This is a genomic window from uncultured Thiodictyon sp. (assembly GCF_903828115.1).
GTDB lineage: Bacteria > Pseudomonadota > Gammaproteobacteria > Chromatiales > Chromatiaceae > Thiodictyon.
In genome coordinates, this window is the sequence record NZ_CAIKKU010000859.1 from 1 (window position 1) to 20,659 (window position 20,659).

General features: G+C 65.8%; 19 protein-coding genes. 2 read left to right on the top strand and 17 right to left on the bottom strand.

Translation table 11 applies throughout. The features are described 5' to 3' along the window. Nucleotides 1-140 precede the first annotated feature (140 nt). Together QZY48_RS32100 and QZY48_RS32105 are read right to left on the bottom strand one after the other, a co-directional pair. Complete coding sequence (locus QZY48_RS32100; protein ID WP_295438363.1) at nt 141-437, bottom strand: hypothetical protein; 297 nt, start codon at nt 435-437, stop codon at nt 141-143. A 35-nt stretch (nt 438-472) separates the two neighbouring features. Continuing rightward, nucleotides 473-1,150, bottom strand: a complete 678-nt coding sequence (locus QZY48_RS32105; RefSeq protein WP_295438364.1) for an ankyrin repeat domain-containing protein — start codon at nt 1,148-1,150, stop codon at nt 473-475. Nucleotides 1,151-1,334: 184 nt separating this feature from the next. Between QZY48_RS32105 and QZY48_RS32110 the strand changes: the two genes are divergently transcribed. Together QZY48_RS32110 and QZY48_RS32115 are read left to right on the top strand one after the other, a co-directional pair. Beyond that, nucleotides 1,335-1,718, top strand: a complete 384-nt coding sequence (locus tag QZY48_RS32110; RefSeq protein WP_295438367.1) for a hypothetical protein — start codon at nt 1,335-1,337, stop codon at nt 1,716-1,718. A 137-nt stretch (nt 1,719-1,855) separates the two neighbouring features. Then, the gene (locus QZY48_RS32115; RefSeq protein ID WP_295438369.1) at nt 1,856-2,605 is read left to right on the top strand and encodes an N-acetylmuramoyl-L-alanine amidase; all 750 of its coding nucleotides are present in this window, start codon (nt 1,856-1,858) and stop codon (nt 2,603-2,605) included. A gap of 156 nt (nt 2,606-2,761) precedes the next feature. Here the strand turns inward: QZY48_RS32115 and sbcB are convergent, their stop codons facing one another. The 15 genes from sbcB to QZY48_RS32190 all read right to left on the bottom strand — a co-directional run bounded on the left by sbcB (nt 2,762) and on the right by QZY48_RS32190 (nt 20,382). Beyond that, nucleotides 2,762-4,213, bottom strand: coding sequence for an exodeoxyribonuclease I (gene sbcB / locus QZY48_RS32120; RefSeq protein ID WP_295438372.1), 1,452 nt, complete (start codon nt 4,211-4,213; stop codon nt 2,762-2,764). 173 nt (nt 4,214-4,386) lie between these two features. Continuing rightward, nucleotides 4,387-4,731, bottom strand: a complete 345-nt coding sequence (gene rplS, locus QZY48_RS32125; protein ID WP_100921909.1) for a 50S ribosomal protein L19 — start codon at nt 4,729-4,731, stop codon at nt 4,387-4,389. Next, nucleotides 4,728-5,501 carry a tRNA (guanosine(37)-N1)-methyltransferase TrmD gene (gene trmD, locus QZY48_RS32130; RefSeq protein ID WP_295438375.1) on the bottom strand — a complete coding sequence of 258 codons (774 nt, stop codon included), beginning with the start codon at nt 5,499-5,501 and terminating at the stop codon, nt 4,728-4,730. The genes rplS and trmD overlap by 4 nt, the downstream gene beginning before the upstream one ends. Before the next feature lie 42 nt (nt 5,502-5,543). Beyond that, complete coding sequence (rimM, locus tag QZY48_RS32135) at nt 5,544-6,071, bottom strand: ribosome maturation factor RimM (RefSeq protein ID WP_295438377.1); 528 nt, start codon at nt 6,069-6,071, stop codon at nt 5,544-5,546. Between the two features lie 65 nt (nt 6,072-6,136). Beyond that, nucleotides 6,137-6,409 carry a 30S ribosomal protein S16 gene (rpsP, locus tag QZY48_RS32140; protein WP_100921912.1) on the bottom strand — a complete coding sequence of 91 codons (273 nt, stop codon included), beginning with the start codon at nt 6,407-6,409 and terminating at the stop codon, nt 6,137-6,139. Nucleotides 6,410-6,911: 502 nt separating this feature from the next. Further along, entirely contained in the window at nt 6,912-7,469 is a 558-nt protein-coding gene (locus QZY48_RS32145; protein WP_295438379.1) for a DUF2059 domain-containing protein, read from the bottom strand. Between the two features lie 122 nt (nt 7,470-7,591). Further along, nucleotides 7,592-10,633: a type I restriction endonuclease gene (locus QZY48_RS32150; protein WP_295438381.1), complete on the bottom strand. Its 3,042-nt coding sequence runs from the start codon at nt 10,631-10,633 to the stop codon at nt 7,592-7,594. Continuing rightward, nucleotides 10,630-11,124, bottom strand: a complete 495-nt coding sequence (locus tag QZY48_RS32155; RefSeq protein ID WP_295438384.1) for a DUF4411 family protein — start codon at nt 11,122-11,124, stop codon at nt 10,630-10,632. The genes QZY48_RS32150 and QZY48_RS32155 overlap by 4 nt, the downstream gene beginning before the upstream one ends. Next, a complete protein-coding gene (locus tag QZY48_RS32160) occupies nt 11,121-12,140 on the bottom strand; it encodes an ImmA/IrrE family metallo-endopeptidase (protein WP_295438387.1) in 1,020 nt (339 codons plus the stop codon). The genes QZY48_RS32155 and QZY48_RS32160 overlap by 4 nt, the downstream gene beginning before the upstream one ends. Nucleotides 12,141-12,334: 194 nt before the next feature. Further along, on the bottom strand, nt 12,335-13,504 hold the full coding sequence (locus QZY48_RS32165; protein WP_295438390.1) for a hypothetical protein: 1,170 nt from the start codon (nt 13,502-13,504) through the stop codon (nt 12,335-12,337). Continuing rightward, the gene (locus tag QZY48_RS32170) at nt 13,501-13,962 is read right to left on the bottom strand and encodes a hypothetical protein (protein ID WP_295438392.1); all 462 of its coding nucleotides are present in this window, start codon (nt 13,960-13,962) and stop codon (nt 13,501-13,503) included. The genes QZY48_RS32165 and QZY48_RS32170 overlap by 4 nt, the downstream gene beginning before the upstream one ends. After that, nucleotides 13,904-15,736, bottom strand: a complete 1,833-nt coding sequence (locus QZY48_RS32175; RefSeq protein ID WP_295438394.1) for a class I SAM-dependent DNA methyltransferase — start codon at nt 15,734-15,736, stop codon at nt 13,904-13,906. Before QZY48_RS32175 ends, QZY48_RS32170 begins: the two co-directional genes overlap by 59 nt. A gap of 315 nt (nt 15,737-16,051) precedes the next feature. Then, nucleotides 16,052-19,552 (bottom strand): chromosome segregation protein SMC, encoded by a 3,501-nt coding sequence (gene smc, locus QZY48_RS32180; protein WP_295438397.1) that lies wholly within the window; start codon nt 19,550-19,552, stop codon nt 16,052-16,054. 94 nt (nt 19,553-19,646) lie between these two features. Further along, nucleotides 19,647-20,069 carry a HEPN domain-containing protein gene (locus QZY48_RS32185; protein ID WP_295438399.1) on the bottom strand — a complete coding sequence of 141 codons (423 nt, stop codon included), beginning with the start codon at nt 20,067-20,069 and terminating at the stop codon, nt 19,647-19,649. After that, the gene (locus QZY48_RS32190) at nt 20,053-20,382 is read right to left on the bottom strand and encodes a nucleotidyltransferase domain-containing protein (RefSeq protein ID WP_295438402.1); all 330 of its coding nucleotides are present in this window, start codon (nt 20,380-20,382) and stop codon (nt 20,053-20,055) included. Before QZY48_RS32190 ends, QZY48_RS32185 begins: the two co-directional genes overlap by 17 nt. Nucleotides 20,383-20,659 lie beyond the last annotated feature (277 nt).

Genomic DNA, 20,659 nt, shown 5'->3' on the forward strand with positions numbered 1-20,659 from the left:
CGTTGTCGTTGTCGAGGTTATCGTAGCGCCCTGGATTCGCTCGCACCCCAAATTGCATCGCTTCTCCGATTACGATTACGACAACGACAACGACAACGACAACGATTGTGTTTGTGTTTAGCTTGTCCTTGACTCGTTACTTAATCGCCGCCCCCCTCCCCCAACCACCCCTGCAACGCCTTGATCAGCCCCTCCGCCTGGGCGCGGCTGGAGATGTTGAACTTGGATTGCTGGCGGTATTCGCCGGCGCGCTTCTGGTAACGGCGGATGGTGAATTTGTCCGGGCCATAGACCTCCTTGGCCTTGTCCCAGTCCTGATAGCGGAAGATGATGGTGGTCCAACTGCCCTTGGACAGGATCACCTTGTCCAGTTCCTTGCTGGTCTCGATACCGTCTTCCGTGTAGGAAACGGTCAGGTCCTCCACTGTTTCTGCCATCGCTGTCTCTCCCAAGGGTTGGGGCGTCGCACCCTTCAGGGGCGGGCGCCGGATTGTTGCAATGCCGTTTGGATGGCGGCGGTGTTCGGTTGCCTGGGGTCGCGGGCCAGCGCGAGCGCCGTCCGGCCAGCCCCGTCGGGGCGGTTGACGTCGGCCCCCCGGGCGATCAGCCGTTTGACGGTCTCCAGGTGGCCCAGGGTGACCGCCAGGTGCAGCGGCGTGCGGCCCTGGGCGTCGGGCCGGTTCAGGTCGGCCCCGCGGCGCAGCAGGAAGTCGACACTGTCGCGGTCCCAGACCCCGGCGCGCACCAGGGTGAGCAGCATCGCCTGGGCCTCCAGCGGTGCGCCCAGTTGCACCAGCAGGATGGCGACCTGGGTCCTGCCGTGGGTCAGGGCCAGTTCCAGGGGGGTGCGGCCGGCGCTGTCGCGGGCCGTCAGGGTGGCCCCATGGTCCGCCAATTCACGCGCGATGGCGACCTGCCCGGCCCGGGCGGCGAGGTGCAGGGGCAGGTCGCCGTTGCCGTCGCGCTGATTCAGGTCAGTCCCGGCGGCGATGTGCCGTTTGATCTGGTCCAGGTCGCCCACCTGGACCGCCCGGTGCAGATTGACGGTCGGCGGCGCGGACCAGCCGCAGCCCGCCGCCAGGGCCGCCAGGAGCGGCAGCGCCAACAGGAGCGGCAGGGGCGGGGCCGACAGGTAGGATGGTTGACGCATGGGCTCGGGTCGGCTGAACGGGTCACTGGGGCGGCGGACGGGATGGTAAACGGCAGGGGTACGGACCCGCAACCCGGGAAGCCGGGGTGCGCTCGTGTTAGCCTGTCGACCCGGCCGCGGACCTGCTATGTCGGTGGCCACGCGGTTCAACCACGCTTACCGTACTCACCGACAGCCAATCCATATGATCTGGAAATTCCTGCTGACCGCCGTGGTGGTGCTCGCCGCCTTCTTTTTCATCCGGCAGCGGCTGCGCGGCCAGGGTCGGTCCCTGGCCGACGGAGCGCTGCGGCCCGCGTTGCTGCCAGCTGGCGCAGTCCGCTGGGCCCCCTATGGCGTGATGGCGGTCATGCTGCTCGGCAGCGGATGGTACCTGTACCGCGGCTGGGCACTGGGCGATCAGGTGGTGGAGGTCCACGTGGTCAACGCCAACACCGGGGCCATCACGCGCTACCAGGCGCACCGGCGCGACATCCAGGGCCGCGTGGTCCGCACCCTGGACGGGCGCGAGCTGCGGCTGGCAGACGTGGAGCGGATGATCGTGACCAAGGAGGGTCAGGGCTTCTGAGCGGGCGGCGGCCAACCCGCAAGCCGCGCTGGTTCCACCGTAGGGTCCGCTGCGCGGACCAACGACCCCGCAAGCCGCTGAGGAAGACCGCGGGACGGTCTGCCCTTGAAGACGAGGTCCACCCTGGAGACGCCCACATGTCGGAGAAAAGCCGTCTGATCGGCCTGGTGTTGCTGCTCATCCTGTGCCACGGCGGGCCGGCCCGTGCCTGTTCCCCGGCCGCCTTCGTCGTCGCCATCGATGTCGGACACTCGCTGCGCAGCCCAGGCGCCATCAGCGCGCGCGGCGTGTCCGAGTTTCGGTTCAATCGCGACCTGGCCGCGGCGGCGGCCGACGCACTCGCGGCCGGCGGGTTCCGTCGGCGCTTTGTGATCAACGCCGACGGCACTGCCCGGTCGCTGTCGGCACGCACGGACGAGGCCGCGCGGCGCGGGGCCGACCTGTTACTGTCGATCCACCATGACTCGGTGCAGCCGCGCTATCTGTCGAAGTGGACCCCGGATGGCGTCACCCGAGCCTACAGTGATCGCTTTCGCGGCTTCTCGCTCTTCGTTTCCGCCAAGAATCGCCAAGCCGAGCGCAGCCGGCGGTTCGCCGAGCTGCTCGGGCGCTCGCTCACGGCACGGGGGCTGACGCCGACCCTGCACCATGCCGAACCGATCGCGGGCGAGCACCGGCCCTTGCTCGATGCCAGGCTCGGCCTCTATCGCTTCGACGACCTGGTGGTGCTCAAGGGGGCCGCCATGCCGGCGGTGCTGTTGGAGGCCGGGGTGATCCTCAACCGCGACGAGGAGTCACTGCTCGCCCAGGGCGCCTACCAACAACGGATCGCGGCGGCGATCCTCGCCGCGGTGCAGGACTACTGCGACGCATTGCCGCCCGGGTAATCTCAGGGAAGGCAGTTCTCGCGCCAAGGCGCCAAGCTCGTTGTCGTTGTCGTAATCGAGGTTATCGTAGCGCCCTGGATTCTCTGACACCCCAAAGTGCATCGCTTCTCCGATTACGACAACGACAACGACAACGACAACGATTGTCGCTCATCCTCAATCCCCGGCATCCATCAGCGCCTCGGCCCAGGCGCCCAACTGATCGAGGACCTGGCGCTTGGCGGGGTCGGCGGCATGGGTCTGCGTCAGCGCGGCAAGCTGGGCCTCATACTGGTCCAACTGGATGCTGCCGCCGGCCTGGGGGTCGGTGAGGCGGGTCAGGCGCCAGGCGTCCCACTCCTCGCGCTCCTCTGGACTCAGGGTCTCGGGCCAGTTGCGGGCGCGGTAGCGAAAGAGCATCCGCGGCAGGCGCGGGTCGGCAAAGCGGGGATTGGCCGCGGCCAGGTCCGCGGGGGCCAGGGCGCGGACGCGCTCCAGGGTGCGGCGATCGGCATCCGACAGGAAGCCCCCGGAATAGAGCATCAGGTCCGGGTCGGTCACCGACTGGCCGTTCGGCCCGTCGGGCGCCGGCTGATGCACCGCCTGGACGCGCGCGCGGATGGCGGCGGCCTTGTCCCTGACGGTCTGCGCCCGGCGCACGACCTGGGCCGGGTCGATGGACCAGCGCGCCGCTGCCGCCGCGGTCAGGGTCTTGAGCGGAGCCAGCACGGGGGAGTGGTTGACCTGGACCGTCTTGAGCGGGATACGCTCGACCCCGGCCGGCAACTGGGCGCTCGGGGTGAAGAGCCGTCGGCGCAGTTCCTCCACCGACAGATCCAGCAACAGGTCCGGGTCGGCGCGCAGGTCCAGACAGATGACGCCGTTGCCGTTGGTCGGATGCGCCGCCACCGCGACCACCGGGGCGATGCACCCCAGGGCGGCCGGGAAGCGGGCGGAGGCGTGCACCAGGGGCTCGCCCTTCTCCAGCATGGTGCGTACCTGGCGCTTGTCGCGCAGGGTCAGGGCATAGTCATAGAGCCGGGGCTGGGCGCGGCGCAGGAGTCGGGCGAGCGCGATGGTCGCCTGCACGTCGATGAGGGCATCGTGGGCGCCGGCGTGCGGGATGGCGTTGGCCGCGGTCAGGTCTTCCAGTCGGAAGGAGACGGACCCGTCGTCGCGCAACGGCCAGACGATGCCCTCCGGGCGCAGGGCCTGGGCCAGGCGCAGGGTATCGATCAGGTCCCAGCGCGAATTGCCGTTCTGCCACTCGCGGGCATAGGGGTCGCGCAGGTTGCGGTAGAAGAGGTGGCGGGTGACCTCGTCGTCGAAACGGATGCTGTTGTAGCCGGTCCCGCAGGTGCCGGGGACACTGAGCACGTCCGCGATGGCGGCGGTGAACTCGGCCTCGATCAGACCCTTTTCATCGGCCAGTTGGGGCGTGATGCCGGTGACCAGACAGGCCTCCGGCTGGGGCAGCAGGTCCAGGGCGGGCCGGCAGTAGAGCACCAGGGGCTCGCCGACCGGGTTGAGGTCCGCGTCGGTGCGCTGACCGGCGAACTGGCAGGGGCGATCCCGCCGCGGGTCGACGCCCCAGGTCTCGTAGTCGTGCCAGTAAAAGGTCGCGGCCACTCGTGCCTCACCCGCCCCCTTGAGGACGATCGGTCATGTGTTATACCAGCGCACCGCGCCGGACCCCTAGTCCCTGCGCCGGATCGAAAAGCAGTCAGACCAAGGGTCCGCCGCCCCTCACAGCCCATCCAACCCACGCCGCACCCGCGGGCGGTGGACCCTGGCGGACCCTACTAGAGCTTTTCCTTGATGCGGGCGGCCTTGCCGGTAAGCCCGCGCAGGTAATACAGCTTGGCGCGGCGCACGTCACCCCGGCGCTTGACCTGGATCTCGGCGATCACCGGGCTATAGGTCTGGAACACCCGCTCGACCCCCTCGCCATGGGAGATCTTGCGCACCGTGAAGGCGGAGTTCAGCCCGCGGTTGCGCTTGGCGATGACCACGCCCTCGAAGGCCTGGAGACGCTCGCGCTCGCCCTCCTTTACTTTGATCTGCACGACGACGGTATCGCCGGCGGCGAAATCCGGAACCTCTCGGTTCATCTGCTCGGCATCGAGCGCCTGTATGATATTGCTCATGGTTTCCTAAGCTCCTGTGCTGACCCCAACCCGGCAGTTCGGCGGGCCTGGATAAATTCATCGAGCAGCGCCTGATCCTCTGGACCCAGGCCCCGCCGCGCCAATAGTTCCGGCCGCTTGAGCCAGGTCCGCCCGAGCGCCTCGCGGCGGCGCCAGCGCGCAATCGCCGCGTGGTCACCGCCGATCAAGACCGGCGGCACCGACCGCCCCGCCACCTGCTCCGGGCGGGTGTAATGGGGGCAATCGAGCAACCCGTCCGTGTGCGAATCCTGCGCCGCGGACTGGGCGTGGCCCAAGGCCCCCGGCAGCAGGCGGATCACCGCGTCCATGACTACCATGGCCGCCAGTTCACCGCCGCTCAATACGTAGTCGCCGATGGACCACTCCTCGTCCACCTCGTGCTCGATCAACCGCTCATCGATCCCTTCATAGCGGCCCGCGACCAGTATCCAACCGCCGGCCAGGGCCAAGTCACCCATCGCCGCCTGATCGAGCAGACGCCCCTGCGGCGAGAGGTAGGCGACCCGGCTCCCCGGTGCCTGGGCCCGGGCGGCGCCGATCGCATCGCGCAGCGGCTCCACCTTCATCACCATCCCGGGGCCGCCGCCATAGGGGCGGTCATCGACGGTGCGGTGGACATCGTGGGTATAATCCCGCGGGTTCCAGAGGTGCAATTCGGCGATGCCCCGGGTCAGGGCACGGCCGGTCACCCCCTGATCGAGCAGGATGCGGAAGAGGTCCGGCAGCAGGGTAACCACATCAAAACGCATGGGGCACTCCACTGACCCGGGTCCGCCGCGGGCGCATGCCCGTCAGAAGTCCGGGTCCCAGTCTACCTGGATCAGCCGGCGCTCGAAGTCCACGGCCCGGACCACCGCGTCCCAGGTGAAGGGCAGCAGGCGCTCACGCTCACCGACCACCACCAGGACATCGTTGGAACCGGTCGAAAACAGGTGGCTCACCTGCCCCAGCGCAACCCCTTCCAGGGTCTCGACCGCCAGCCCCTCCAGGTCGATCCAGTAGAACTCGTCCGCCTTGGGCGGGGGCAGCCGGTCGCGGGTGACCGCGATCTCCTGACCCACCAGCGCCGCGGCCTGGTCACGGTCGTCGCAGCCCTCGAGCCGGACCACCACGCCCTTGCCGTGCGCCCGACCCTCCGCCACCCGGCGCGGCGTCGGCGGGGCGCCGAGCAGCCAGGGCGAATAGCGCAGGATACCCTCCCGCGGCGCGGTCTCGGAGAAGACCTTGACCCAACCGCGGACCCCGTAGACACCGTCGATGTGTCCGAGGACCAGGCGTTGCCCGCCCGGCCCTGACCCGTCAGGGGCATCCTCAGGCATGATCAGTGCAACCCCGGGGAGACGTGGCGTGGCAGATGAGAGACTTGGACGATCGGACCCGACCTTCAGGCCGCGGCCGGGAGCGCCGCCGCGGCCTCGCGAGCGGCCTGCCGCAGGAGCTGGCGCACGCGATCGGTGGGCTGGGCACCCTTGCCGATCCAGTGCTCGGCACGGGCGCGGTCGACCCGCAATGGTACCTCACCACCCTTGGCGGTGGGGTTGAAGAAGCCGATGCGCTCGATGTAGCGCCCGTCGCGGGGCGAGCGGATATCGGTAACCACTATCTGGTAGAAGGGGTGCTTCTTGGCACCGCCGCGAGTCAAACGGATCGTGACCATGGTCTGTCCTAGCTAGAGACGAATGGCCCCCCAAACAGCGACCGGAATCCGTCAGATCCCGGTCAGGTCCCGTTGGGGTCCTGTTCAAGGTGGGCGCGTGAAAAAAACGGTGCGCAGGCGGCCCCGCAGCAAACGCGTAAGTATACAGAAATCCGGGCGTGACGGAAGCCTGTATCGGAGAGCCCGTAGGCTGGGCAGAGCGAGAGCGATGCCCATCTGAAGCCGCGGCCCCGGTCCGGCCCACCCCGCTGCTGACCCGCGGGCAGCGTTAGACCCCGCCTCCAGGGCCGCGCCGCGGAACGCGCACGGCGTGCGGGTTCGCGTCCTGCCGATCCCGAGGTCGCCGCGACCTTCGCGGCAGTTCCGATCCGCTCCAAAGGGCTCCCCGCGCGACCCGACCAAGGCACCGTGTCAACCCTCGCCTGCCGGGGTACTCGCCTTTGATGGTCTGCGTCGGCAGGCTCCGCTCGCCCCCCCGCCAACGCGGCAGGGGCGCCGAGGTCTACTTGGGCGCCGGAGTGTCCTCTTTCCCGGTCGCCTGCAACTGTTCCAGCGCATCTTGCTGCAACTGTTGCAGCTTGGGCTCCAGCGTCATCATGCGCTCCTGCACCAGTTCCATGGTGTTCTGCATGACCAGCGGCATCTTGGCAATCACCGCGTGGCCGGCTTCGGATTTATAAAAGGCAATCATGCCGTCGATCTCGGGCTGGGTGAAGGTCTTGGTATAGACCGCGATGAATAGCGGCTCCAGCACGCCCCAGCCCATCTCCTGCTTGAAGAGCGCGGTCGCCTTGGCCCCCATGTCATCCACGATCTTCTGTTGCGGCGGCGTCAGGTCCTCACTACCGAAGGCCTCCTGCATGGCGGACTGCATCGCGGACTCGACCTGTCCGGGGACCTCATCGACGAGCTTGCGTGATTCGGTGAGGGTGATCAATTCCTTGACCGAGGCCGCGGTCGGCGCCGGCACAGCGGGCACGGGCGCGGGCGCGGGATCGGCGGCGCCGGCCGCCTGGGCCGCAAGGAGGGCTAACAGCAGGACCCGCGGGAGCATTGACATGGCACTTCCTTCGTAAGGTGACGAGCGGTGGGAACAGGGGAGGCGGGGCACGCTAGCAGCCCGGGTTTGCCAAGTCAAGGCCACGCGCAAGGTCTGGATGCCGATCGGGAGTTGCTTGCCGCTCAAGTTTGCATGTCCAGAACGGGCCGGGACTTCCCTGACGCCAGACGTCCATAGACCTGGCTGCCGAGCCATCGCGAAACCAGCTCCTGCATCTCCGGTTTGCCCATGTATTCGGTGAACAGCGCCTCATTCAGGTCCATCCGTTCGATAAACAGGGACTCCAGCACCTGGCGAAACACCAATTGAAACTTGTCCAGCGAGTTGATCTGCGCGGCCTGTTGCAGCGCCTCGCTACGGCCGGCGGCCGCCGCGATCTGATCAAAGAACAGTTGATCCGCCTCGTTGAGATCGCCCCCGAAGCGCTGGTTGATGATGTCAATCAGGCGTGAGAGGGCAACCTGCTCCTCACGCACCATACCGGAGCCGACCTCGCGCGGTCCATCGAGCGGCCTGACATAGCCCTCGTTCAGGCTGATGGAGCCCTCACTGATCTTCTGGAGCCGGTAGTAGTCGAGGTCCACTTCCTCATCGAACTGATAGGCAGCACCGCTCTTGCGTTTGGGTAGTTTCAGCGCCAGGTAACGCAGATAGGTGTACAGCTTCTCCAGATCGCTGTCCTGATAGGGAATGACCTGACTGAGAAAGCTGTACAGGTTGCGCAACGCCTGTGACTTGCCGCGCCACAGTTCCGCCTCATCTTCCCCGGTGTTCTGCAAGTGCCTGAAGCGCCCGACGGCCTGATCCAGGACGGCATTCATCGCCTTGTGATCGCCGGGGCTTTGCCGCCGCTTGGGGGCGAAGAACACCAGCGCGAACGCTTCCACCTCGGTCTGAAGATAAATCCCGGAGGCGTCGAGTTGCGCCTTGACCTCATAGAGCCGGTCCGGGTCGACCGTCTCACCCATCACCGCGCCATCGTAATACTGCCGAAAGGCCTCGGCAATCTCGGCCGGATCATTGACGAAGTCCAGGACGAAGGTATCATCCTTGAGCGGGTGCGTGCGGTTCAGACGGGACAGGGTTTGTACCGCCTGAATACCGGCCAGGCGCGTGTCAACATACATCGTGTGCAGCAGGGGCTGGTCGAATCCCGTCTGGTACTTCTCGGCCACCAGCAACACGCGGAAATCCGCCTGGGCGAAGGTCTCCGGCAGTTCCTTTTCTTTGATTCCGCCGTTCATCGCCACTTCCGTATAGGACTGCTGCGCGAGCTTGTCATCCTCGACGCTCCCTGAGAAGGCGACCAGGCTCTTGATCGGATACCCCTTCTCCAGGATATAGCGGTCGAACGCCTGCTTGTAGCGCACCGCTTCCAGGCGCGAGCCGGTCACCACCATCGCCTTGCCATATCCGCCGATCTTGTGACGCGTGAAGTGCTGGAAATGCTCGACCATGACCTCGGTCTTCTGACCGATGTTGTGCGGGTGCAGACGCATGAAGCGGGCCAACGCCTTGACCGCCTTCTTGCGCTCGACCGCGGGATCATCCGCCGCGGCCTTGAGCAACTTATAGTAGGTCTTGTAGGTGACATAGTTCTTGAGCACGTCGGCGATGAAACCCTCCTCGATGGCTTGACGCATCGTATAGCGGTGAAAGGGTTCGCCGTCGCGGCCAAAGATGGCCAGCGTCTTGTGCTTGGGCGTCGCGGTGAACGCGAAAAAGCTGATGTTCTGCTGCTGTGAGCGCTTGGCCATCGCCCGAAACAACAACTCCATCTCCGGCGCCCCTTCCTCCCTGGCCATTTCCTGCGCCTTGCGGCGCAACGCTGCACCGCCCAACACGCCTTTGACTTCGGTCGCCGTCTCGCCCGACTGCGAGCTATGCGCCTCGTCGATGATCACCGCATAGGTCCGGGTCGGCAGCCAACTGGCGCCGCCCTCGCCCCGCTCCTCGCTCAGTTTTGTCAACTGCCCCGCGACGAACGGAAACTTCTGCAAGGTGGTGATGATGATCGGAACGCCGGCCCCCAGCGCCGCGGCCAACTGCCGCGAATCCTCGTCGATCTTGAGCACCACGCCCTGACGGTGATCGAATTGATAGATCGTATTCTGCAACTGACGGTCGAGCACCACGCGATCGGTGATGACGACCACGCTGTCGAAGAGCCGTTCGTCGCGTTCATTGTGCAGGCTGGACAGCCGGTGCGCCAACCAGGCGATCGTATTGCTCTTGCCGCTCCCGGCCGAGTTCTCCACCAGATAGTTGTGACCCACGCCCTCGCTGACCACGGCCGCCACCAGTTGGCGTACCGCCTGCAACTGGTGATAGCGCGGAAAGATCAGGCTCTCCCGGCGCTCCTTCCTGCCGTCCCCTGCCGCCTTCTCCTGTACGTCCAAATGCAGGAACCGCGCCAGCAAATCGAGCAGACTGTCACGCTGCAGGACCTCTTCCCACAGATAGGCGGTCTTATAGTTGCGGCCTGCCGGGTCCACGGGGTTACCAGCGCCACCGTCCGCCCCCCGATTGAACGGCAGAAAGCAGGTCGCCGACCCGGCCAGGCGGGTCGTCATATGGACTTCTTCGGTGTCCACCACGAAGTGGACCAGGACCCGCTTGCTGAATAGAAAGATCGGCTCGCGCGGGTCGCGGTCGTGGCGGTACTGGTGGATCGCATCGGCCGCGGTCTGACCGCTCAAGGGGTTCTTCAACTCCAGGTCCACCACCGGAATGCCGTTGACCGACAGCACACAATCCAGCGACTGCTCATTCTTTGGGCTGAAATGCAGTTGGCGGGTGAGCCCCAGGCGATTGGCCTGATAGCGCGCCTCCAGCTCCGGGTTCAGTCCGTGCGCCGGGCGGAAGAAGGCCACCCGCAGCGTCTTGCCGAAGCACTTGAAGCCGTGACGCAGGGTCGCGAGCGTTCCGTGCGTATCCAGCCATTTGCACAGAGCCTCCAGCACCCGCTCGCCGGTCTGATCGCCGTGCAGGGCCGCCAGTTTGTCCCATACCTTGGCTTGGGTGTTCTGGATGAAGGCCAGTACCTCAGCGGGGAAAAGCGCCCGCTCCCGGTCGAAGCTCTTGCCATCGATCCGGATATACCCATTGCCCAGCAGGACTGCTTCGATGGCAGTCTCGAAGGCTGCTTCCCCGGTTGACTTCATGCTGTTCCCCCCAGCACGAACCTAGCGCGCTCCCGGCGCAACATCTCATAAGGATTGATGCAGCGAACATTCAAGCCAATGCACACGTTGGGAATCTTGATGCGTTTGGCTGAATTTGCAGGCACCTCGTGAGTCACTACCGTGTGACCACCCGCGAGGGCATGGGCGATCAGATAGAAGTCTGCCACCTGCAGAAAGGTGTTGATCGCGGCAGGCTCGTAATTCTGCTGCATCACCCAAGTGCTGACATGGCTGAATTGGGCCGCGACCAGGGCATCGGTCTGGCGAAAGAGTCCAAGACCACGTTGATTCATCCAATCGGTCAACTCATCGGCACCAGCCGCTAACTCGTCGGCCACCTTGTCGATGCTGGAAACCTTCGCGGCTGCATTGCCGGCCAGCAGCCAGTCCCAGAACGCGGGACAGAAGTCGAGGCCATAATGCAAATTCTTGGCCTGGATGAATACGTTCGCGTCCAGCAGGTAACTCACACCATCACCCCCAACTCCCGCGCCGCGTGATAGAAGGTCTCGGTCTTGCGCACGCCGAGCAGCCGAAAGGCGTCCTGAAACAGCGTCTGGCCCTCCAGCGTGCTGCCAATCAGCGCCCGCGCAAAGCGTTTGCCGGTGCGCGCGGCCAGGGTGCGGTAGAAATCCCCGCCCCCCCCGCTGCGGTCCAAGGCGCGCAGCCGCTCGACCTCAGCGCGGTAGTGCTGCCACAGTGCGGCCTCGTCGATGAACTGCGCATCGAACAATCGCCGCAACGCTACCAGGGTGCTGACCTTGAATACCCGCGCGAGGCGCTGGATTTCGTCCGGCACCGGCGCATCCGGTAGCGCAACCCGCCGCACCTCGGCCAGCGGCATCAATAATTCCGCCGCCATACGGTTGCACCAACGCTCGTTGGAGCGCTCGGGCATGCGCCCCGCTTCCACATTCGACACGCCGCTTTGCCCCAAGGCCAGATGCGCCAGTTCGTGGGCGAGGGTAAACATCTGCGCCGCCTTGCTGTCAGCCGCATTCAGGAACACCAAGGGCGCCAGGTCATCGGCCAGCACAAAGCCGCGAAACTCTCCGACATCGAGCTTGCGGTGGCTATTGGTCCCGACGATGGAACTGGTCATCACCAGTACACCGGCATCCTCCGCCGCTGCCTTGAGTTGTCGCAACCCCTCACTCCAACTCGAAAGCTGCTGACGGTGGGCGTCCGTGAGACCGAGTGTCTGGCGCAGGGTCGTGGCAACCGATTCCAGCGCATCCGCCAGATCGGCCTGACCGACCAGTGTCACCCGCGGCAGGCCGTGGATCTGCGCGTATTCATGAAACCAGTCCTGGCGCTGCTGACAGAGGTACAGCGTTTCCAGCAGATCCGCGCTCGGCTCGCGCACGGGTGCATCGCGCAGGGTGCGGAAATCCGGCACCGGCAGTTCCACCCGCGGCGGTTCGGGCAGGAAGAAAAAACCGAACGGGGTATGGGAGAGCCGGGCGAAGGTCTCCAGTTGCCTCAAGGTCGGCTGCGCCCGGCCACTAAGCCACAATGGCCATTTGCGAAACCGCCTTGCCAGTGACATTTCATCCAAGCGCGCGCGGTCTGCCGCCCAGCGCAGCACAGGAATGGATGCCTGTATAAACGGGCTCTTTCGGCGCGCGACGACTCGAACTTCTGCGGGCGACGCCGGAGCGGAACCGGCGACCGACGAGCTCATGGCTGTATGACCTCAAGCGGGATTTTGCCGGTGACGGCGGCGGTGATGAGCGCGGCGCGGCGCTCTTTGGCCAAGGTAATGGATTGGTGCAAGGCGTCACGGAGCTTGCTTGCCTTACGTTGGTCAATTTCAATGGCTTGCACGATCGCGCGCTGCTCCTCATGCGGCGGTACGGGCAGGCGCATCTCGAAGAAATTCTCCGGATAAAGACGCAGTCGTGAAGACCAGACGCCTTTCGACCAGCGACTCACTTCGGCCACGAAGGGACGCGACCGGCAAAGGAGGTCGATATACTCAGGCAGCAACTGACCCTTCGATGTATAAACATGATAATCAGGACTCACGATACCTTCCAGCGGACTGACGCCCATCGCACCCATCCAGGCCCATAAGGTATTGATGGCGAGGTCACCCGGCAAGCAGCGCTTGTAGCCCGCCTTGTCATCGGCCTGGAACATATACACATCCTTTTCTGAGCGCGGCGTAACCCCGGTGAGGTGTGAAACAGTCAGTAGTTCCTCAGAGCCATCGTCGGAGCGCTCATCGCGTACGCTAAAGAGATTCTTGGCCCGCTTGACCGGCCAGTGCTCCGGAATCGCCCCCAGCCATTCCTGGCCTGATGGCTTTATCGATGCATCGTGATTTATGCCGCGAGTAACGAATCGACTGATAAGCGCAACGCGTTTTTCCTCCAGTAGCGCGAGCATGTGTTCTTTTTCGGCAATCAGGCTGTCGATGCGCGCAATTTCGAGGTCAAGGTAATCAGCGATTGCTTTCTGCCCATGAATAGTGGGCCAGAGAACACGCTGCTCATATACGGCATCCCTATTGAGTCCGGGGACAGCGGCTTCTTGTGAACCTTGATCCAGCTTCAATGTCTGCAAAGCCCAATACAACCAACGCAGGCTTGAGGCGGTTAGTCGGTTGTCAACAAAGAACGTTGTATCTGAAGCAAAGCAACCGGTCGGCGCCCAGTTCACCTTTCCATATGATCCCTTTCTTCCGACCACAATTGCCGGAACACCTGTGTTTCGCTCGCTTGTAGTTGCGTATTGCCCATTTGACCCAAACGCCGGAATATCGCCCGCAGTGTCATCATCTTTCGGCAGTGGGTCGCCGTACCCAAGGCGACAGATAAATTTTAGGCGAACAGCGGAGGGTTTCACTCCGTTACCTCCCGCAGCAAAGCCATGATTCTTTGTTCGACCTCAGCCAGTTCGGCGTCAATGCTGTTCAGCGGGCGCGGCTCCTGATACTGGAAGAACACCCGATTGAAGTTGATCTCATACCCCAGCTTCCCTATCCCACCATCCTGCTCATCCAAGCTCTCGCGGTCGATCCAGGCGTCGACCACATAAGGCCGCACCTCGCGCACGAAATAGCTCACGATGTCTTCTGTGAGCGGGATATTCTCCGAATCCTTCAGCGCCGGATCGGGCTCGTATTCGATCTGCTTGCCCTTGCCGTTGGCGTACAGGCCAAGCAAGGCATATAGCGCTACCGAATCAAGGATATCCGGTAGGGTCTGGTCGGGAAACAGGGCCTCGCGGTCCAGCGGTGCGGCCTTAATGGTGTTTGGCGACCACCGGCGCGGCCTCTGGGTCCACCATGGTGAAGCACTCACGAAAGATTTTCTTTTCGGCGGTACCCTTGGCGCCTGAGGTCCAACCTTCCACGTTATCTGGCAGGGCCTTGAAGGTCTTTTGCACCATCTCCCAGGCCAGGTTCCAGTCGAGATAGGCCTCAAGACCCACGGCATCCTCCACGAGATCCAGGGCATCGAACAGCTCAGGGCAAGTGTTGAGGAAGCGCTCCCTGGCCTCTGATCCTAGCTGGAAGCGCAGGCGCAGCGGCCGGAGGACGGTGATTCGACGATAGCCGAAGTCGGCGTTGTCGAAGACCCGGCTCGTCACTCGCGCGTCCCAACGCTGCCCCTCCGGAGCCGATTCGGCCGGCGGCCCCTCGGCGAACTCCAATGGCTTGCCGTCCTTATCCAGCCTGACCCACTGCCTGACCTCCCCGGCACAGTCCCCATGCTCCCGGGTCAGGGCATCGATCGCCGCCTGATCGAGATAGCGCCGCTTGTTGCCCAGGCTGCGCTTCATCGGGGTCCAGCGTTCGCGGGCGTCGATGAGCTGGATCTTGCCCTTGCGATGCGGAGCCTTGCGGTTGGTAACGATCCAGATGAATGTACCGATGCCGGTGTTGTAGAACATCTGCTCGGGGAGCGCGACGATGGCCTCCAACTGGTCGCGCTCGATGATCCAGCGGCGGATCTCACTCTCGCCGCTGCCGGCCCCGCCGGTAAAGAGCGGGGAGCCGTTGAAGACGATGGCGGTGCGCGAGCCGGGCTGGTCACGGCTGCCGGGCACATGGTCCTGGAACTTGCTCATCATATAGAGCAGAAAGAGCAGGGCGCCGTCGTTGATGCGCGGCAGCTTGCCGGCGTAGCCGCGGAAGTCGGGGCGGCGCTCGATGACCTTCTTCTCGGCCTTCCAGTCCACCCCGAAGGGCGGATTGGCCAGCAGATAGTCGAAGCGGGTACCGGGGAAGGGGTCGTCGATGAGCGTGTTGCCCAATTCGACACGGCTGTCCTGGTGGCCCTTGATCAGCAGGTCGGAGGCCGCCACGGCATAGGAACGCGGATTGTAGTCCTGGCCGAAGACCTTGACGATGCCCTGTTCGTTATGGGCGCGGATCCAGTTCTGCGCCTCGGCCAACATGCCGCCGGTGCCGCAGGCCGGATCGCAGATGGTGACGATGATGCCCGCCTGCGTCAGCACCGCGGTATCGGGCTCCAGCAGCAGGTTGACCATGAGCCGGATGACCTCGCGCGGGGTGAAGTGGTCACCGGCCGTCTCATTGGCGGCCTCGTTGAAGCGGCGGATCAGGTCCTCGAACACCAGGCCCATGGTAATGTTGTCCACCCGGGCGGGGTGCAGATCGATCTCGGCGAACTGGGCGACGACCTGGTAGAGACGATTGGCCTCTTCGAGCTTTTCGATCTCCTTTTCAAACTCGAAGCGGTCGAAAATGTTACGGATGTTCGTGGAGAAGCCGTTCATGTAATCGATCAGATGGCGACCGACGTTGTCGGGGTCGCCCTTGAGTTTCACGAAGTCGAGTTGGCTATGGTTGTGAAAGCCCAGGGCCCTGCCCTCATCGTCCTTGGCCAGGTTATTGAGGACCGCGTCGATATTGAGGATATTCTTGGCCCGGAGTTCTTCGTAACGCTTGAGCACGGCCTTTTTGGTCGGGGCCAGCACGGCATCGAAGCGCCGCAGTACGGTGAGCGGCAGCATCACCCGCTCATACTGAGGTGGGCGATAGGGGCCGCGCAGCAGGTCCGCCACCGACCAGATGAAATTGGCGAGTTGCTGGAAGCTGACGGGGCTCATGTGCGGGTCCTGGGTAACATTGGTGTGTGAGGCAAATGCATGGTGCGTAGGGTGGATGACGGTGTTGACCATGGATGTCCGCCTTCGGGGTCTGATCGGCCGATGACACAGTATGCCCGAGCCGGATTCAGTGTAGGAATCGCGCTGGTGACACCGCTCCTGCGGTGTCACCCAGGTGTTGGCCGCTGTGCGGCCCGCGCGAGCGCGGTCGGACGCCTCGGGCTCCCGGCGCACAGCGCCTGACACCGGCGTGACACCGCTGGAGCGGTGTCACGAGACCCACCGCTGGAGCGGCGTCACGAGATCGCGGCGGACTCAGCCCACCGCCCCCATCCGCGCCGCCTCCGCCACGTCCACCGACACCAGGCGCGAGACGCCCGGTTCGTGCATGGTGACACCCAGCAGGTGGTCGGCGATCTCCATGGTCACCTTGTTGTGGCTGATGAAGATGAACTGCACCTGCTCGGACAGTGAACGGACCAGCTCGCAGAAGCGCCCGACGTTGGCGTCGTCCAAGGGCGCGTCGACCTCGTCCAACATGCAGAAGGGGGCGGGGTTCAATTGGAAGATGGCGAAGACGAGCGCGACGGCGGTGAGTGCCTTCTCCCCGCCCGAGAGCAGGTGGATGCTGGAATTGCGCTTGCCGGGGGGGCGCGCCATGACGGTGACGCCGGTCTCCAGCAGGTCCTCGCCGGTCAGTTCCAGGTAGGCCTGGCCGCCGCCGAAGAGGCGCGGGAACAGGACCTGGAAACCGGTGTTGACCTGGTCGTAGGTGTCCTTGAAGCGGGTGCGGGTCTCGCGGTCGATCTTGCGGATGGCCCCTTCGAGCGTGTCCAGGGCACGGGCGATGTCGGCGTGCTGCTCGTCGAGATAACGCTTGCGCTCGGACTGCTCCTGGTATTCGTCGATGGCGGCCAGGTTGATGGCGCCCAGGCGTTGGATGCGCGCACCGAGCTTGGTCAGGCGCTCCTGCCAGGTCGCCTCGTCCGCGGCCGGGTCCAGATCGCGCAGGGCGGCCTCGGGGTTGGTCTCGACCTCGGCGAGCTGCTCCTCCAGGGTGCGGCGGCGCACCAGGCGCTCCTGGCGCTCCAGGCGCAGCTCATCCAGGTCCCGCTGGAGCAGTTGGGCCGCCTGCTCGACCCGGTGGCGCTCCTGTTCCAGGGCGCGGACCTCCTGGTCCAGGGACTCCAGACGCTCGCGGGCGGCGGCCAGTTCAGCCTCCACCTCCACCCGGCGGGCGAGTTGCTCGTCCAGCCGCTCGCGCTGCTCGACCAGCGGCTCGACCGACTCCTCGATGGCCGCCTCCAGTTCGTCGCGCCGCCCGCGCAGTTGCGCCTGCTGGTCCTGGGCGCGGGACTGGCTGCGCAGCGTCGCCTCCCGCGCGGCGCGATTGGCCTCGACCCCGACCCGCAGGCCCTGGGCGCGGTCGCGGGCGGCGCGCTCGGCGGCGCGCGCCTGGGTGAGCGCGGCGCGCAGGGTCTCGCGCTCACGGGCGAGCTGCTCGCGTTGCTCGGCCAGGCGCTCGACCTCCTCCAGCAGTTCGTGGAGCCGCTCGCGCGCCTCCTCCATGTCGGCGATGGCGTCCTCGCACTGGCTGGTCAGGTCCGCGTTCTCCGCGGCCAGGGCCTCCTGGCGCTCCAGCAGGTGGCCGGCGCGGGCGCGGCTCCCGGTCAGCTCGGCGCGTACACCCGCCAACTCCCGGTTGAGCGTGGCCAGGGCCTGAGCGCTCGCGGTGCGCGCCTGCTCGGCCTCGGCGCGGGCGCTGCGCAGCGCCTGGTCTTGGGCGGCGAGTGCCTGCTCCCGCCCGGTCAGGGACTCGAGCTCCAGCTCCAGGGCCTTGAGCGCCTCGGCCCGGGCCAGCACCCCGTCGGTGGACCCCTTGGTCGGGGTGCGCAGCCAGTTGGTGCCGACCTGGGTGCCGTCACGGGTGATCAGCCGCTCGCCGGGCGCCAGATCGGCACGACGGTCCAGGGCCTCGGTCAGGTCGGCGGCCGTCTGCACCGCACCGAGCAGGGCCTCGAGCGGCCAGGGGGATTGGCACAGGCCAGCGAGTTGGGTCCCCGGGCGGTCGCCGCCCGGGGCCACGGGGACGGCGGTGTCGATCAGGACCAAGCCGGGGGTCAGCCCCAACGCCGCCAGGGGCCGCAGGTCCGGCACCGGCACGGCCTTGAGCGCGGACCCGAGCACCGTCTCCACCGCCGACTCCCAGCCCGCACCCACCTGGAGCCGATCCGCCAGGCGCGGCGCCTGGGCCAGGCCGTTGGCCGCCAGCCAGGCGGTAAGTGTCTTGTCGCGATCGGTCAGCGCGTCCTGCTGCAGCGCCTGGAGGGAGGCGCGCCGCCCCTTGGCCTGTTGCAGCCCGGTACGCACCAGGTCCAGGTCGGCGCTCAGGGAGCGCGCGGCGGCCTCCCGCCCGGCCAGGTCCGCGGCGACGGCCGCTTGGCGGGTCTCCAGGGCCTCGCACTGCTCGGCCAACCCCTCGGCACGCTCGCTCAGGTCCTCGACGCGCGCCTGCGCCCCCGCCAGGTCCAGCCGACCGGCCTCCTCCTCCAGGCGCCGCAGCCGCTCCCGGTCGCGCCCCAGGCGCTGCTCCAGGGCGGTGATGCGGGCGCGCTCCACCTGGGACTGCTGGCCGGGGCCGGCCGCCTCCTGGTTGAAGCGGTCCCACTGTGCCTCCCAGTGAGACTGCTGGTCCTCGGCGAGCGCGACCGCGGCGGCGGTCTCGGTGAGCCCGGTCTGGGCGGCGGCCAACTGGGGTCCGTCCCGGGCCAGGTCGGCCTCGATCTCGGCGAGCCGGGCCAGGTCGCGCTCCAGGTGCTGCCCGGCATCGGTGAGTTCCTGATCGAGCCGGAACAGCTCCGCCTCGCGCCGACCGCGCGACTCGTTGGCGAACTGGATCGCCTGCTCGGCCCGCGCAATCTCCGAGCCCACGGCGTAGAAACGGCCCTGGACCTGGTTGAAGTGGTCGGACGCCTCGCTGTAGGCGGTGCGGCGCTCCTCGATGTCCGCCTCGATGCGACGCTGGCGGGCCAGACCCGCCGCCTGGTCGGTCTCCAGGGTGCCCAGACGCCGGTCCTGGTCGTCGAGTTCCCGGTCCAGGGCGCGCCAGCGCATGGCCTTGATGTCCTGGTCCAGGCGCCGCTCCTCGGCCCGGTACTCGGTGTAGCGCGCGGCGGTGTCGGCCTGGCGCTCCAGGTGCTGGAGCTGCTTGGCCACCTCGTCGCGCAGGTCCGTCAGGCGCTCCAGGTTCTCCCGGGTGTTGCGCATCCGGGTCTCGGTCTCGCGCCGACGCTCCTTGTACTTGGAGATACCGGCCGCCTCCTCCAGAAAGAGCCGCAGGTCCTCCGGGCGCGCCTCGATGATGCGCGAGATCATCCCCTGTTCGATGATGGCGTAGGAGCGGGGGCCCAGGCCGGTGCCCAGGAACAGGTCCTGGATGTCGCGCCGCCGACAGCGGCTGCCGTTCAAGAAATAGGCCGACTGGCCGTCCCGGGAGACCTGGCGCTTGACCGCGATCTGGTTGAAGGCGGCGAACTCACCCCCGGCACGCCCGTCGGCGTTGTCGAACACCAGCTCGATGCTCGCCAGACCCACGGGCTTCCTGCCCGTACTGCCGTTGAAGATGACGTCCGCCATCGACTCGCCGCGCAGCATCTTGGCCGAGGACTCGCCCATGACCCAGCGCACCGCGTCGATCACGTTGGACTTACCGCAGCCGTTCGGCCCCACCACCCCCACCAGATTGCTGGGAAAATGGGCGGTAGTCGGGTCCACGAAGGACTTGAAGCCGGCAAGTTTGATCTTTTCAAGACGCATCCGGGCAGGGTAACGGATGCGGGGGGTGGGGCCAAGTGTTGGGGTGGGGTTAGCGCTTGGTCAGGGGCGCCTGAGGGTGAAGGATTCGTTGGGGTCAGTTGGCGGGCGACTCGCCGCTGGCCCCCACGGGAGCAAGCGACACCAGTGCTTTCGCCCAGTCCAAAACCAGCAGGACCATGGCGTCCGCCTCAGGGAGGCTGATGAGTTGGATCAGCTGATCGTCATAGCGAAAATCGACCGCATAGGGGTTCAGCCTGCGCAGATCCCGGAGTGTCAGGGGCGTGGCAATGCCAAGATCGACGACTAAACGGCCCAGCGCCTCGAGATTGTGCGTGCGAGGAAAATCCACCTGATGCAGCGTCAAAACCGCCTTGAGCGACTTCTCCACGGATTGCTGCGCATGAAAGCAGGCGGCCCCCGCGTCCGCGTCGGGGTGGTTGGCGAGGATGGAGAAGCTCCTGCAATCGCGCTCCGCGAGTCGCAGCAGGCGTTGCGCCTCCTCAGTGCAGGGAATCATGCAGGACCCGCCCTTCCTGCCGGGCGCGAAACAGGACCGTGCCGGGCACCTGACTGCGACGCTCGAACTCGCTTAGGGGATAGATCAAAAGGTCCACACCGACCCCCGACGCTACAGGTCCCAGGGCATCCATCAGGCGCATATATTCCGCTCCCTTGTCCGGTACTTCCCGCTCGATCACCATCAGGTCCAGGTCAGACCCCTGGTCCGCGGTACCGCGGCCATAGGAGCCGAAGACGATCACCCGCACGGGGGACGAGGCCGCGGCGACGAGGCGGTCGACGGCTGACTGGATGGTTCTGTAGTCGAGCATGGTGACTCCCGAAAAATGAGGGCTACGAGCTGAAACCACCGCGAGACTCCCCCCGCGACGACGCGAGCCTCTGCGAAGATTGGCAGAATTCGAGCCGACCTGTTTGATCTTTTCAAGACGCATCCGGGCAGGGTAACGGATGCGGGGGGTGCGGCCAAGCGCTGGGGTGGGGTTAAGGCGATTCCCGCAGAACGTCGTGCCCGCAGGACTCAACCGGAGGCCGACGCTTTACCGTGAAAGTCGCGCCGGGAGCGCGCTCCTCCTCTCCCTCCCCCTC

Bases quoted from the DNA above. Each gene is read 5' to 3' on its own strand.
- QZY48_RS32175 (WP_295438394.1), bottom strand. From the start codon at position 15,736: ATGAGCCCCGTCAGCTTCCAGCAACTCGCCAATTTCATCTGGTCGGTG.
- QZY48_RS32150 (WP_295438381.1), bottom strand. From the start codon at position 10,633: ATGAAGTCAACCGGGGAAGCAGCCTTCGAGACTGCCATCGAAGCAGTC.
- QZY48_RS32100 (WP_295438363.1), bottom strand. From the start codon at position 437: ATGGCAGAAACAGTGGAGGACCTGACCGTTTCCTACACGGAAGACGGT.
- QZY48_RS32105 (WP_295438364.1), bottom strand. From the start codon at position 1,150: ATGCGTCAACCATCCTACCTGTCGGCCCCGCCCCTGCCGCTCCTGTTG.
- rplS (WP_100921909.1), bottom strand. From the start codon at position 4,731: ATGAGCAATATCATACAGGCGCTCGATGCCGAGCAGATGAACCGAGAG.
- QZY48_RS32190 (WP_295438402.1), bottom strand. From the start codon at position 20,382: ATGCTCGACTACAGAACCATCCAGTCAGCCGTCGACCGCCTCGTCGCC.
- trmD (WP_295438375.1), bottom strand. From the start codon at position 5,501: ATGCGTTTTGATGTGGTTACCCTGCTGCCGGACCTCTTCCGCATCCTG.
- QZY48_RS32145 (WP_295438379.1), bottom strand. From the start codon at position 7,469: ATGTCAATGCTCCCGCGGGTCCTGCTGTTAGCCCTCCTTGCGGCCCAG.
- QZY48_RS32110 (WP_295438367.1), top strand. From the start codon at position 1,335: ATGATCTGGAAATTCCTGCTGACCGCCGTGGTGGTGCTCGCCGCCTTC.
- QZY48_RS32115 (WP_295438369.1), top strand. From the start codon at position 1,856: ATGTCGGAGAAAAGCCGTCTGATCGGCCTGGTGTTGCTGCTCATCCTG.
- QZY48_RS32185 (WP_295438399.1), bottom strand. From the start codon at position 20,069: ATGATTCCCTGCACTGAGGAGGCGCAACGCCTGCTGCGACTCGCGGAG.
- rpsP (WP_100921912.1), bottom strand. From the start codon at position 6,409: ATGGTCACGATCCGTTTGACTCGCGGCGGTGCCAAGAAGCACCCCTTC.
- rimM (WP_295438377.1), bottom strand. From the start codon at position 6,071: ATGCCTGAGGATGCCCCTGACGGGTCAGGGCCGGGCGGGCAACGCCTG.
- smc (WP_295438397.1), bottom strand. From the start codon at position 19,552: ATGCGTCTTGAAAAGATCAAACTTGCCGGCTTCAAGTCCTTCGTGGAC.